Annotated in this window: 12 protein-coding genes; 8 read left to right on the top strand and 4 right to left on the bottom strand. The window is 41.1% G+C overall.

The genetic code is table 11. The annotated features are described in order from the left end of the window. Positions 1 to 329: 329 nt before the first annotated feature. Positions 330 to 2,645, top strand: coding sequence for a ribonuclease R (gene rnr / locus LK453_RS05260; RefSeq protein WP_201538016.1), 2,316 nt, complete (start codon positions 330 to 332; stop codon positions 2,643 to 2,645). A gap of 164 nt (positions 2,646 to 2,809) precedes the next feature. On the opposite strand, the gene LK453_RS05255 is transcribed toward rnr, so the two are convergent. Continuing rightward, a complete protein-coding gene (locus LK453_RS05255) occupies positions 2,810 to 3,565 on the bottom strand; it encodes an endonuclease/exonuclease/phosphatase family protein (protein WP_007395943.1) in 756 nt (251 codons plus the stop codon). A gap of 356 nt (positions 3,566 to 3,921) precedes the next feature. On the opposite strand from LK453_RS05255, the gene LK453_RS05250 reads away from it, so the two are divergent. Beyond that, positions 3,922 to 4,425 (top strand): winged helix-turn-helix domain-containing protein, encoded by a 504-nt coding sequence (locus LK453_RS05250; protein WP_227954005.1) that lies wholly within the window; start codon positions 3,922 to 3,924, stop codon positions 4,423 to 4,425. A 26-nt stretch (positions 4,426 to 4,451) separates the two neighbouring features. Then, a complete protein-coding gene (locus LK453_RS05245) occupies positions 4,452 to 4,979 on the top strand; it encodes an IS630 family transposase (RefSeq protein ID WP_227954071.1) in 528 nt (175 codons plus the stop codon). A gap of 166 nt (positions 4,980 to 5,145) precedes the next feature. On the opposite strand, the gene LK453_RS05240 is transcribed toward LK453_RS05245, so the two are convergent. Continuing rightward, positions 5,146 to 6,258: an AOC03_06830 family ribosome hibernation factor gene (locus LK453_RS05240; RefSeq protein ID WP_201538018.1), complete on the bottom strand. Its 1,113-nt coding sequence runs from the start codon at positions 6,256 to 6,258 to the stop codon at positions 5,146 to 5,148. 608 nt (positions 6,259 to 6,866) lie between these two features. Between LK453_RS05240 and LK453_RS05235 the strand changes: the two genes are divergently transcribed. Both LK453_RS05235 and LK453_RS05230 read left to right on the top strand, forming a co-directional pair. Then, a complete protein-coding gene (locus LK453_RS05235; protein ID WP_201538020.1) occupies positions 6,867 to 9,038 on the top strand; it encodes a M3 family metallopeptidase in 2,172 nt (723 codons plus the stop codon). Between the two features lies 1 nt (position 9,039). Next, a complete protein-coding gene (locus tag LK453_RS05230; RefSeq protein ID WP_201529409.1) occupies positions 9,040 to 9,285 on the top strand; it encodes a YheV family putative metal-binding protein in 246 nt (81 codons plus the stop codon). A gap of 122 nt (positions 9,286 to 9,407) precedes the next feature. Here LK453_RS05230 and ettA read toward each other — a convergent pair whose 3' ends face one another. After that, positions 9,408 to 11,069, bottom strand: coding sequence for an energy-dependent translational throttle protein EttA (ettA, locus tag LK453_RS05225; RefSeq protein ID WP_007395948.1), 1,662 nt, complete (start codon positions 11,067 to 11,069; stop codon positions 9,408 to 9,410). Positions 11,070 to 11,594: 525 nt separating this feature from the next. Here ettA and LK453_RS05220 point away from each other — a divergent pair. From LK453_RS05220 to LK453_RS05210, 3 genes are all read left to right on the top strand, one after another. Then, positions 11,595 to 11,876: a GNAT family N-acetyltransferase gene (locus LK453_RS05220; protein WP_201538022.1), complete on the top strand. Its 282-nt coding sequence runs from the start codon at positions 11,595 to 11,597 to the stop codon at positions 11,874 to 11,876. A gap of 181 nt (positions 11,877 to 12,057) precedes the next feature. Next, positions 12,058 to 12,351: a 4a-hydroxytetrahydrobiopterin dehydratase gene (locus LK453_RS05215; protein WP_007395950.1), complete on the top strand. Its 294-nt coding sequence runs from the start codon at positions 12,058 to 12,060 to the stop codon at positions 12,349 to 12,351. Positions 12,352 to 12,588: 237 nt separating this feature from the next. Next, on the top strand, positions 12,589 to 13,302 hold the full coding sequence (locus LK453_RS05210; protein WP_201541965.1) for a metal-dependent hydrolase: 714 nt from the start codon (positions 12,589 to 12,591) through the stop codon (positions 13,300 to 13,302). 48 nt (positions 13,303 to 13,350) lie between these two features. Here the strand turns inward: LK453_RS05210 and LK453_RS05205 are convergent, their stop codons facing one another. Next, positions 13,351 to 14,337: an Lnb N-terminal periplasmic domain-containing protein gene (locus LK453_RS05205; RefSeq protein ID WP_227674445.1), complete on the bottom strand. Its 987-nt coding sequence runs from the start codon at positions 14,335 to 14,337 to the stop codon at positions 13,351 to 13,353. Between the last annotated feature and the right edge of the window lie 15 nt (positions 14,338 to 14,352).

Below are 14,352 nucleotides of genomic sequence, written 5' to 3'. Positions count from 1 at the left end.
AACAGTCAAAAACTTCTGTTTACGTTAGTTAACGAGTACTATCATAGTTGTGCATACTTATTAACTCTTTTTTTATGTTAATATAGCTTCGATAGGCGTTATTTTGGCCTAGCATATTTTTATAACCTCTTCTTTTATACAATAATTAATAATCTAAATGACTTTATATTGGCTTCTTTGTTTATGATAAGAATCCGATGATAGATGCCAATAAATAAGTACTAATAACTTTAATCTAGCAATAATTTTAGTCTAGTAATGACTTTAGCCTAATGATGGCAGTCTTTTTACTAGCACCCCTCAAATACAAATAACTCATACGGTATTATATGACCTGGAACGATCCTAACGCACAACAAGAAGCTCAAAACTATGACAACCCTATTCCTAGCCGTTTGCTCATTTTGCAAACTTTGGCCGATAAGGGTGAGCTTACTCACAAACAATTGGCTGAATCATTTGGTATAGATAATGAAGACCAATTTGATGCCCTTGGCAATCGTCTAAAAGCGATGAGTCGCGATGGCCAAGTTAACCGCGATGGCAGACCTTATAAGTATCGTGCTGTGACCAAACAAGATGTGGTCACCGGTACTGTGTCTGCACACGCTAAAGGCTTTGGCTTCGTTGTACTAGACGATATGCCAGATTTGTTCTTACACGAAAAACAAATGCGCTGGGTATTTAACGGTGATACTGTTAATGCCATTGGCACCACTACCGATAATAGAGGCCGCACAGAAGGCCGTATTGTTGAGGTAATTGACCGTCAGCAGACTCATTTTATCGGTACTTTGGAAAAAGACGATGAAGGGTATACGGTTAGTTTATCTAGCCCCAATAATCATCAGCCGATTACTGTCACTGCCCAAAACGTTGAAGCTTTGAAAGCCAAACCTGGCTATCCGGTTAAAGTGGATATTATTGACTGGCCCACTCAGCATGAATTCGCCACCGGTAAAATTATCAACGTAATGGACGATGATAATGACCGTGAAGTGATCATCGAAACCACTTTATTAAACTACGATATTCCAAGTGAGTTTGGTGCTGGTGTGCTAAAACAAGCCAACAGTTATCAAGAACCCACTGAAAAAGAAATCAATGGTCGTACTGATGTTCGTCAGTTGCCTTTAGTGACTATCGACGGGGAAGACTCGCGCGATTTCGATGATGCGGTCTATGCCGAAAAACGTTCAGGTGGTAACTATCGTGTGGTGGTGGCCATTGCTGATGTGAGTCATTATGTCACTCCAAACTCAGCGCTAGACCATGAAGCCTTTGAACGTGGTACTTCAGTTTATTTCCCACATCATGTGGTACCGATGTTACCTGAAGTGTTGTCTAACGGTTTGTGTTCTTTAAACCCAGGTGTTGACCGTCTTTGTATGGTGGCAGACATCAAGCTATCACGCGCCGGTAATATCACAGGCTATGAGTTCTATCCCTCGGTCATGCATTCTCAAGCTCGCTTAACGTATAACCAAGTAAACGATTACTTTGATGGCAACTTGGAGAATGTTCCTGAGTCGCTAACTGGCAATAAAGACGTTAAAAAATCTGTCGATACTATGCATCAGTTGTATAAAGTGCTGGTTAAAAAGCGCGAAGAGCGTAATGCGATGGAGTTTGAAACGCCAGAAACCTACATTAAGTTTAATGAAGAAGGTGGCATTGATGCTATCGTGCCTCGTACCCGTGGCGATTCTCATAAACTGATTGAAGAGTTGATGCTATTGGCCAATACGTGTGCGGCTAACTTTGCTCTAAAAAATGAGCTGCCTGTGTTATACCGCAACCACGACAAGCCTGACTCTGAAAAGTCGCGTACCGTACACGAGTATGCGAAAAACTTTGGTATTAGTTTCCCAGAAGAAAATCCAACTCAGGCCGATTATAAGCGCATCATTGAAGCCACTAAAGACCGTCCAGATGCTGTCAGTATTCACAGCATGCTATTGCGCTCTATGATGCAAGCCAAATACTCGCCAGATAACATTGGTCACTTCGGTTTAGCGTATGATGAGTACTCGCACTTTACTTCGCCTATTCGCCGTTATCCTGACTTAATGTTACACCGTGCGATTAAAGCCAAAGTAACCGGTAAGAAGCAACCAGAAATGGACTTCACCCTTGAGGAAGCCGGTCAGCAAACTTCAGATACTGAGCGCCGTGCCGAAAAAGCCTCTCGTTTCGTAGAGAGCTGGTTGAAGTGTCATTATATGAAAGACCATGTTGGTGAAGAGTTTGATGGTGTGGTTACCACTGTAACCAGTTTTGGTTTATTCATCAACTTGACCGAGTTATTTATCGATGGACTAGTGCACATCTCTAATGTGGGTAAAGACTACTTCGTTTATGATGAAAAACAGCAGCAGCTTATTGGTCAAGACAAAGGTACTGTCTACGGCTTAGGCGACTTAGTACGCATTAAGGTAGCTGCAGTCAATATGGACTTATTGCAAATTGATTTTGAGCTTATTGCTAAGCTTAAAGCCAGTGCGCTAAACCAGACTAAGAAAGATGATACGGCGACTAAGGCAAAGCAAAAACAGTCTAATCAAAATGGTCAAAGTAAAGGCGCTGATGAGAAGAAACCTTCTCGTCGCCGTAATAGCCGAGGCCGTGGCAAACCTAAGTCTTAAGTTAGATTATAAGTGAAACCTGCTTAAGCGGATAAATTTCACTTAACCAAGGTTATTAAAAAAGAGCTGTCCAAAATGGACAGCTCTTTTTTTTAGGTTAGTTGCTTAGCCATAGATGCAGAATAGAATAATAAGTAAACGCTATTTGCTTTGACGATGAAAGTTTATGGACAAAGCTCCGCACTGATAGGCAGGTGATCGGATAAGGAAGACCATGGTTTACCTTTGTGTACCCATGCTCGTTTAATTTTTAGGTTACGCACATAAATACGGTCTAAGCTAAGTACTGGAAGTTTGGCAGGATAAGTGGGCAATAACTTGTGATGCATTTCCATAAAAGCTTCTGTCATATTCAGCTCATCTGCTAACTTCTGACAAGACACTTTTTTCCAATCATTAAAATCGCCTGCCAATATTAAAGGACGATTTTGATCAATGGTATCGTTAACATAAGCCGCAATCGCTCTGTACTGCTTTTCTCTATCGTTCTCTAACAGATTTAAATGGGCACACAATACAACTACAGGTTCCTCCCAACCTAGCGGCAGCACTTCACAGTGTAGCACCCCCCTTTGTTCAAGCTTATTCACAGTAATATTGACATTGTGCTTGGGGTCTAAAGGATGGCGACTAAGTACAGCATTGCCATGATGACCATTGCCATACTCCGAATTTTTGCCATAGCTGTGTTGACAGTCCAAAAACTCTCCAAACCACTCATGCTGCGATTGGTTCGGATATTCATTGTATTTGAGCATGCGCTTCAAGTTCTGACCTTGTACTTCTTGCAAGCACATAATATCAGGATTGATTTGTTTTAGAGCCAAGCCCATTCTTTGAGTGACCACATGGCGGTTTAGCGGCGACATACCTTTGTGTATGTTATAGGTGGTCACCGTAATACTGTTAGAATTAATCATTTTTAATTTACTTATTTTTATAATATTTTTAGAAGTTTAAGAGCAGTATGAATTTTAAGAGCAATAAAAAGAAAAGAAAGTATATCGGTTTCTTTCTAAACTAAGGGCTATTACCGATTATGGATCGTTATTAATAATTATTCATGTTTTAGCTTTAAAATAACTTTAGCCTTAAAACAATTATAGTATTAATCACTCAATGTTTTGAGGGATATTCGTTTTTAAATTCTAATAATTGTTAATAATTATTTATAACCTTTCTTTATGCTTCTATCACTACTTATTGATTCTACCTATTATACCAATTCCACAAAATAATATACAATATAATCAACTCAACAACATAATAGAATCATATGCCGAAAAAGACCCCTAGAAATCATAAACTCACAGACCACGATTTTCTGCAACTATCTAAAACAGAAGGCAATGCCAGAGCGCGAATCAGACTACTCATGCTGCATCAACTGAGTCAAGGTCATCCTATAGCGACCGTAGCAGAGAACTTTGGCTATAACCCTAGAGGCGTCTATACCATAAGAAGGAAATACTGGTTGCATGGTATCACTAGTGTCTATGACGCAGCTGGCAGAGGCAGAAAGAGTCTTTTAGCAGAAAAAGACATAGAACCATTCAAACAAGCGATAGTAGAAGCTCAGCAGCAAAGAGGTGGTGGTAGGCTCACGGCAAAAGACATCGCACAAATCGCCAAGGAACAATTTAACGCCAACTATACCCCTAAAGCGATCTATCCTCTCATGAAACGTATTGGTATGAGCTGGATATCTGCGCGTAGTCAGCATCCTAAGGCAGATCCTAAAGTCATGGAGGCATATAAAAAAACTTCCTTGAGCAGGTAAAGCAAGTTCTACCTGATGGTGTTGATATCAAGCAAGTTGATATATGGTTTCAGGATGAAACACGTATTGGCCAACAAGGCTCTATCACAAGGGTTTGGCACTATAAAGGACAAAGACCTCGAGTCGTCAGGCAACAGCAGTTTGAATCGACTTATCTATTTGGTGCCTTTAATCCGGCGACAGGTGAGAGTGTTGGACTTGTTCTACCTTATGTGAATAAGCAAGCCATGGCATTGCATATGGAGGAAATCAGTAAAGCTGTTCCTGAAGGTCGGCATGCCGTGGTGGTTATGGATGGGGCGCTATGGCACCAACCAAGTTTGGATCAAGACAATGTGACCATGCTTAAATTGCCTCCCTACTCACCTGAGCTTAACCCTGCTGAACAGGTATGGCAGTACCTTAAACAGCATTGGTTATCTAATCGCTGTTTTGAGAGTTATGATGCGATTGTCGATGCGGCATGTGACGCTTGGAATGCATTGTGTAATGAGACTAACTTAATTAGGTCTATCACTCAGCGGGAGTGGTGCGACTTGAGTGTTATTTTTTAGAATTGGTATTAGATCGATAAACCTTAGCCCATAAAAAAACACTGACATAAAATCAGTGTTTTTTCTATCAGCTCATTATTTTATCAGTTCACTACTATTCGCAAATTAATAACGGATAACTACTAACAGATAATTAATGGCTATAAATGATTAATGAGACAAAAATCTAATAGCGAGTTACCAAAGCAATGGGTAGGTCATCGCCCATCAGTTCTTCAGGTAAGAACACCACCTTACCGCCATTGTGCATCACATGCTCAATGATATCACTAATCGCATCATCCGTTACGCCTTCTGCTGCAGGATCGTCAGCCAACGTTAAAGTCTGTGCTTTTTCATCGATTTTCGCAGGCTGCATATAGCCACGACGAACATATAGAGTCTCGCCAGCACCTTGGAAGGCAGAACGATAAATTTCTTGTAAATCAGTACGCAAAACATCTGCACCACGGGCTTTATCAATTTCGCCTAAAGCAGCTTCATGAAGCGACGTACGATAGTCCTCTACAGCTTCTTGTACTCCATCAACGATATGCTGAGCACTGCCCTGCTCTAAGTCAGTAACATTAGACACTGCGCCAATGATATTTTCTGGGCGGTCACACACTTCTTTATAGTAACTAATATTTCGATTGTCACCGACAAGCACTAACGGCATTTTATGCTCGCCCCAAAGCTCTTGGACACTTTTATCAATACGGTTAAAGTATTCTTTTAGAACACTATTTTCGTTGTTGGCTGAACGGTCAGAGCCGCCATCGCCTGTTTTATATAAGCTGTTATTTTCAATAGGGAAAGGAATATTTTCCATATTGTTCTGGGCAGCATCATCTGCATCAAACTCTTTAACCACACGGTTATTAGCGGCTTCAATGAGACGGGCTTGGTCACGACCTAGCACCACAATATAGTAGTGAACGGCACTTGCCATATCACGAACCAAATCACGAGTAGCAAAGCGTTCATCAATGATCACACGCTCTTTGGCATCAAACGGTAAACGCACTACTTGCGCATCATCTTTGCTCGCAAAGATAGCCAATGTGTCTAAATTATAGTTATGGTTTAAATCGTTTGTTTTAGCGTGAATATTTTCTAAGATAGTAGTTGCTGTATTTTTGTCGTATTCATCAGTAATACGCTCTTCCGCAACTTTAAGTTGGTTTTTTAAGGCAATAGGGTCTTGCTCATTATCTGGATGCTGTCTATGCGTTTTTACAAAGATACTAACAGCAGGCTTTGCGGTTGTTTCACGTAAACTTTTTAAAGTGGCTTTCATAAAGTAATCCTTTTTATAGTTAATTTATTAATATCTAAACGGTTATGACTCAAAAGCTAAATTCTATCTATTGTTTATAATTATCTAAGCTTATCGTTAGTTATTATTTAAGCTTATAGGTATAGAAGATTATAGGTGTTAAGCCATGTCTTATTCTGACAGGTCTTATTTTATAAACTGATACCTATAATTTAAAAATCCAGTCTTATGCAACTGGGTCTTATATATTGGCTTATTTATCTAGAATATTTATAAATCTATAAGCTATATTTAATAATTCCTATCCCTTTACCTTATCAACCAAAATCCTTATTAGCTATAGGGTGATTGTAAACAATATTAGTAGATTGTCGATGGTTGTCACCGTTATGTAATTATCATTATGAATTGATAATAGTCATTCTCTTTATTCTGCTATTACTCATGCTAGATCTGCTTTTAACAGCACTCAATGGTAATTAGAAACGCTCTTTGTTAACTAGCCTTATGCTGAATAATATTGACTAAAGCACTTTAGCCTTAGGGTGCGTTTATTAATGACTTGCAATCTTAGGTAATAGACTCAATAGTTATAAGTACCTTCACTTTTTATCGTTATGGACTTGTTTATGCAAACTCCCTCTTCTACCATCGACATTGATCCAAATTTAAAATTGGTTGATTTTAATCAGGTAACCCCAGAACAGTTAAAAGCTCAAATAACTGAGGCCATTGATTCTGGTAACCAATTTCTAGATAAGTTGGATGAACAATTTGAGCAACAACCTGACGCTGTAGTACAGCCGCAGCCAGCCTTAACAGATATTATTGAATTTGATCATATCGGGCTTAATTTAGACCGTAGTTGGGGCATCTTATCTCATCTTAACAGTGTGATGAGTAACGAAGACATTCGTGAGGTACATCATGAGATGCTACCGCTACTGTCTGCGTTTAGTACTCGTGTCGGTCAAAATAAACCGCTATATACCCGCTATCAAGCCATCAAAAACGACCATACTTTTTTTGATGCGTTAGAGCCTGCCCGCCAGCGTGCTATTGAACTTGCTATTCAAAGCTTTGAGTTATCTGGAGTGGCATTGGATGCTGACAAGCAAAGCGATTATGCTGAGATTCAAAGTCAACTCTCTACCCTATCAGCGAAGTTTTCGGACAATATTTTAGATGCCACTCAAGCTTATGCATTGCCTTTAAAAGAAGAACAGCTTGCTGGTATTACTGAAAGTGGGCTTGCCATACTGAAAGCAGCCGCTGAGCAGTATATTGCCAAACAGTCAGAGACTGGCAAATCGTTAGAAGATAAGCCTGAGTATGTGGCCACACTAGATATCCCAGTATATCTGGCAGTGATGACCCATGCGGATGACCGAGACCTGCGTGAGACTCTTTATAAAGCTTATGTTACCCGTGCCTCAGAACTTGATAACCACAAAAACAGCAAAGATGAGTCGTTGGACAACAGTCAAGTCATGGCTGAGATTCTGGCACTGCGAGCGAAGAAATCTAAGCTATTGGGTTTCGATAACTACGCCCAAGTTTCGCTATCTCGCAAGATGGCAGACAGTGCCGAACAAGTAGAAAGCTTCTTACGTGATTTGGCTGAAAAGGCAACGCCAGCAGCCCAACGTGATTTAGAACAATTAAAAGCCGAAGCCATTAATTATGGCATCGATAATATTGAGCCTTGGGACACTGCCTATCTTGCCGAAAAAGTAAAACAAGCCAAATTCAAATTGTCACAAGAAGAAATTCGTCCGTACTTCCCTTTACCTAGAGTGATTGACGGCTTATTCAGTATTGTGAATAAGCTATTTGGAGTACGTGCTGTAGAAATGTCGGATAAAGTCTCTTTATGGCATGACGATGTTCGCTTCTATCAGCTGTTCGATAAAAATGAAGTGGGCGATGAGCGCTTAATTGGTGGCTTTTACTTTGATCTATATGCCCGTAGCGGTAAACGTGGCGGCGCATGGATGAGTGGTTTCCAAGCCCGTTATGAGTATTTAGGGGCAAGTGACACCTACTCACAGTTGCCTGTTTGTTTTATGGTAGGTAACTTCACGCCACCTACTGCTGACAAACCTAGTTTGTTAACTCATGATGAAGTGCTGACCTTATTCCATGAGTTTGGGCATGGTCTACATCACTTATTGACTGAGGTCAGTATCAGCGATGTGGCAGGCGTTAATGGGGTTGAGTGGGATGCTGTCGAACTACCAAGCCAATTTTTAGAAAACTGGGCTTGGAACTCTGAGGGCATTGCGCTAATCAGTGCTCATGTAGATTCAGGTGAACCACTGCCTAAATCTCAGCTTGAAGCATTATTGGCGGCTAAAAACTTCCAAAGCGGTATGCAGACTCTGCGCCAGATTGAATTTGCACTGTTTGACTTATTAATTCACGCTGCTTCACCAGCACCGGATTATCAGGGTATTTTATCGACTTTAGATCAGGTACGTGACGATGTGGCGGTGACACCAACCCCAGATTATAACCGCTTTGCCAATGGCTTTAGTCATATCTTTGCCGGGGGCTACGCGGCCGGTTATTACTCTTATAAATGGGCAGAGTTATTGTCTGCAGATGCCTTTAGTCGCTTTGAGGAAGAAGGTGTGTTTAATGCAGCGACTGGCCAAGCTTTCCGTGAAAACATCTTAGCCGTTGGAGGTAGCTTGCCTGCCAAGACCAACTTTGAGAACTTCAGAGGTCGTGAAGCCAGCATTGATGCGCTACTTCGTCATGGTGGTTTCGTTGATGAAAAAGATGGCGAGGTGGCCTGATATGCGTTATCAATCTACCCGTCCCAAGCGTCAGTTTTTAGCGGGCGTTAGTTGCCCTAAGTGTCAGACAATGGACGCTGTGGTTCAGGTTCAAATATTTGAACCTGAAGCTGACGAATACATTGAATGTACCCACTGTGGCCATATCGAAAGACGTCCAGACCCTGAAGAGATTATTGAAAAAAATAACCTAGCCAATGATGCCATGTCGACAGGTACTTCAGGCACGGTTAAGTTTTTGAAATAACGACATACAAAATTTAGAACATAAAATAAAAGCCAGATATCCGCTCTATACAATGAGCGGCTATCTGGCTTTTTTACGGTCAGTAATGTATCACTGACTATAATCGCTTAGTCTAAGTAAAACTAGCTAGAGATTTTCTTATATTTCATGCGTTTAGGACCGGCATCGTCACCCAAAGTTTTCTTACGATACGCTTCGTACTCTGAGTAGTTACCGTCATACCATACTGGGCCTTCTGGCTCAAACGCAAGGATATGAGTGGCAATACGGTCTAAGAACCAGCGGTCATGCGACACAACTAGAACGGTGCCTGGGAAGACTTGAATCGCATCTTCTAGAGCACGTAGTGTTTCAACGTCCAAGTCGTTTGATGGTTCATCCAGTAAGATTACGTTAGCGCCTTGCTTTAGCGTTTTCGCTAATTGTAGACGGTTACGCTCACCACCGGATAAGTTGCCCACCAGTTTCTGCTGATCTTGACCTTTGAAGTTAAAGCGGCCAATGTACGCACGGCTTGGGGTTTCATAGTCGCCTACTTTGATGATGTCCAGACCGTCAGAGACTTCTTCCCACACCGTCTTGCTGTCATCTAAATTATCACGAACCTGACCCACATAGGCAACTTTCACACTTTCACCCAGTTCGACAGTTCCGGTGTCAGGTTTATCCAATCCTGTCATCATATTAAACAGAGTGGTTTTACCGGCACCGTTTGGACCAATAATACCTACGATGGCGGCTGGTGGCACATTAAAGCTTAGGTTTTCATACAGTAGACGATCACCGAAAGATTTTGAGATGTTGTTCACCTCAATTACTTTATTACCTAAACGTGGACCTGGTGGAATATAAATTTCAGAAGTTTCGTTACGCTGTTGGAATTCTTTAGAGTTTAACTCTTCGAAGCGCTGGATACGAGATTTAGATTTGGCCTGCTGACCTTTCTGATTTTTACGAACCCACTCAAGCTCTTTCTTCAGCGCTTTAGCAAATGATTCTTCTTGCTTGTTCTGCTCTTCTAGACGCTTGTTCTTTTGCTCTAGCCACTCAGTATAGTTACCTTCATAAGGGTAGCCATAACCACGGTCAAGTTCAAGAATCCACTCAGCCACGTTATCAAGGAAGTATCTATCGTGGGTAATAGCAACGATAGTACCGCTAAAGTTCTTCAAGAACTGCTCTAGCCACGCCACAGATTCAGCGTCCAAGTGGTTGGTTGGTTCGTCAAGAAGTAGCATGTCTGGGCGAGACAATAATAGACGACAAAGGGCCACACGGCGTTTTTCACCCCCAGATAATTTGCTAACTTCAGCATCCCAAGGTGGCAGACGTAACGCGTCAGCAGCTTTTTCCAGCTGAGTGTTTAAGTTATGCGCATCCCATGCTTGGATGATGTCTTCCATCTTACCTTGCTCTTCAGCAAGCTTATCGAAGTCAGCGTCTGGTGCGGCGTACTCAGCGTAAATCTCATCAAGGCGTGCCAAAGCATCTAAGGCTTCACGCATACCATCTTCAACGTTGCCACGCACATCTTTGCTATCGTCAAGCTGTGGCTCTTGTGGTAAATAACCGATTTTAGTACCGGGTTGAGCACGGGCCTCACCACTATAATCTGTGTCCACGCCAGCCATAATGCGTAGTAAAGTTGATTTACCCGCACCGTTAATGCCTAGAACCCCAATTTTAGCGCCAGGGAAGAAAGACAAACTAATGTCTTTCAAAATTTCGCGCTTGGGTGGAACAAGTTTTGATACCTTGTTCATGGTATAAATATAGTGTGCCATTAAGACTCCATTACTTAGATTAATCGCTATTGAAAACTAATTAAAACTTAATTAAAAACTGAATAAATAGTTAACTGGCATTATCGCATATTGGCCTAAAGTTATCATCTAATGTCTTGGTTTATTGTTACAGTAGATGAGTTTTACAATATCCCCTCGCTTTCCGAAAAAAGTTATATTTTCAGCCTATTTCATTATTTTAAGCCCTTATCGCTATTGACGTGAACACTTATGATGTTTTGACAATTTAAAAGTCGCTAAAGGCACAATAATACTATTCAATAATGGTTTTGCTTTGTGCTAGAGTAGTCAAAACGAGCTTATAATAATGACTTGAAAATGACCCACGTAATTGGCAAATAACCAACATATCACTGCCAAATAAGCATCAATATGCGGTCATAGCTCAATGTAAAATAATAAGTTGTGAAATAACGGTTTATAAATAAGCGTTAATAAACTAATCATCAATGAAAAAATCATCAATAAAATAACCATCAGTACAATAACAATGAGGAGACCTTTATGACGCAGGCAATCGACATTACTCACAATCAAGCGGCGAACCGTTTTGAAACCACCATTGAAGGGCATACTGGTTTCATTAGCTACCAAGACCAAGGTGACCGGATTGTCTATGACCATACTATTGTTCCCTCTGAACTAGGCGGAAAAGGAGTCGGCTCAGCTTTGGTAAAACACGCTTTAGATTATGCCCGTAATGAAGGCAAAAAAGTGATCCCTACCTGTTCTTTTGTGGCGTCTTATATTAACAAACATGCAGAGTATCAAGATCTACTGCTGTAAGGTTTAAATAAGAAAGAAATAAGCACTAAGCCGTCTCAAATAATAAGTAAAAAATAAGTAGTAATCGCTACTTAGGTAGGCTCTCAGACCATAATTAATCCTATATAATAAGCGAGAGACTGCATTGTCTGTGCTCTAGCATATTAATATAAGCATCTTTGACTTTATTTAGGAGGGCTTTATGAGCCATCTCGCCGACGCTCAAGTTGAACTACAATTACAAGATTTAGAAGGGTGGACCAAAGAAGGCAATGCCATAGTTAAAACCTTCGTGTTTCATGACTTTGTCGAAGCCATTAGCTTTATGGTTCAAGCTTCTTTCCGTGCTCAGGAATTAGAACATCACCCTGAATGGACCAATATCTATAATCAAGTCCATGTGCGCCTAACTACTCACGATTTAAATGGTATTTCAAGCCATGACATTCGTTTGGCAAAACGCATGGAAGAAATCTTACACCAAAAAACCTTTTAAGCTTAAAATAGCGTCCCTTAAGACGTTATTTAGCGTTGAGGCAATAGTTGGCGTTTAGTTTTATTAGGCAGCTTTTAATTAAACAAGAGCTGCCTAAATTATGGGCAATACAAAGACAGCAGTTACTTTTAGTGAGAACTTTTGGTACTCTTTTTGTCTTTAATACTTTCTGTCTTTAATAAATATTATCTGGCACTATTAGCCATCTCATTCATACTATCATTAGGTTAATAATACGTGGCAAATTTTAGAACCCACCTCACTGGCGGTTTTGCGGTCAGTGGGGTTTTGGGCTTGGTAACCTATAAGGCCGGTTTAGTAGACGCATATGAGTTTTTGATGTGTGTATTGGCCGGCACTGTGGGTGGTCTACTTCCCGATATCGATTCAGACAATTCAACTCCCATAAAAATGGGATTTGACTTGGTATCCTTAGCGACTGCTTTTGCTTTAGTGATTCATTGGCGCAGTGAATTATCTTTAGTGTCTATGATCCTACTATGGCTCACCGGTTATTTACTAATGCGCTATACCGTGTTTTCCATTTTCACGAAATTAACGGTACACCGCGGCATTATTCACTCTGTTCCTTACATGTTGGTCTTAGCCTTAGGTCTGACCTGCTTGAACTATTATGTGTTAGAAACCTCTTCTATCGTAAGCTGGTTTTATGGCGCATTTTTATTCTTAGGCTCTCTAGTTCATCTTGGCTTAGATGAAGCCTATAGTGTCGACTTACTCAACCGACGTTTAAAGCGCTCTTCAGGTACAGCGATGAAATTTTATCAGGACTCTCAGCGCTATTACTATGTGGGTCTTTATACCATCTTATTGATGTTCATTTTCATAGCGCCACCTTTTGATCCCTTCTTACGTCAGGTCAGTGACCCCGTAACATGGTGGCTACTCAAGGATTCTATCTTGCCTGAAGTCCTGATGCGGCAGATGTAGGTGCTTGCCTTCCCTATCAAACTGGCAAGTCTTATTCAAAAGGCCAGCCTAGGGCACCAAACGTGGCTGCGGTAAACCTTGACGGACTTTTTTTGAATAGGCATCTGGATCTTGGTTGTCCTCAAAGCTAAAGTCCGCTACCTTTGGATTAACGTGCGCCTTAATATACCACTGATCTATATCCCAATGGTGCGGTGCCCCATTAATCTGCTGCGGTAACAAACCTTCATCATATAAATAATTGGGCACATAGCCTGAAGCTAAAATTCGATAATCCCAGGGGAACGATTGAGGATCAATCGCTCGAGCCATGTCAAAAATAACCGTGGTACAGTTCCTAATCAGGGTGTTATACCATTGAGGATGTTGTTGTAACTCCTTAGCATGTTGCAAATAAGCCATAAATAGCTGCTGTACCTGCGGTTGAGTCAGGCCTTGAATAGGGAACATATATACCTGCTCACCACGGACATTACTGCGGGTATAGACAATGTCTCGTTCTTCTGAGGCGACCACCGCCAGTTCAAATTGTTTGACGAAACCCCCAAAGGCTGAAAAAGACTCATCTTCTTCTTTGCGTATTTCGATAGAAAAACTTAATGGACGCTCATCTTCAAATCTAAAGCTCAATAGCGTATGACCTATTTGCTCCCCCATCCAATAAGAATTAATAATATCTACGCCGCTAAGCTTATTTAAGTCAATGGTGCGCTCACTCCAGCGCTCTTTGGCCACCACGTCTTGCCCGCCTTGTTCCACTGCCTTGTAATAATAGGGCTGTGTAGGTTGTATTAATTTTTCAGACCCTGGTGCCCGTACCCAATCGAAATTACGCACATTGTGTAAGGTAATTAAATTAGGACTGCGGGAGTTTTGGGTAAATTGTAATACTTGACTGACTTCTGGCATCCATGATCGGTCTTGCTTGGGAGGCAACCACACAAACCAAGCCGCTAGCATCAACCACAGAGACATAAATCCTACTAGCCACTGTTGCCAATATCGATCTTGGTTAAGCGTCACTTTAAGGGTCATAATACTGAATAAAGC

Origin of the sequence: Psychrobacter sanguinis (assembly GCF_020736705.1) — a bacterium.
Classification (GTDB): Bacteria; Pseudomonadota; Gammaproteobacteria; order Pseudomonadales; family Moraxellaceae; genus Psychrobacter; species Psychrobacter sanguinis.
This window is presented reverse-complemented; position numbering and strand designations above follow the sequence as displayed.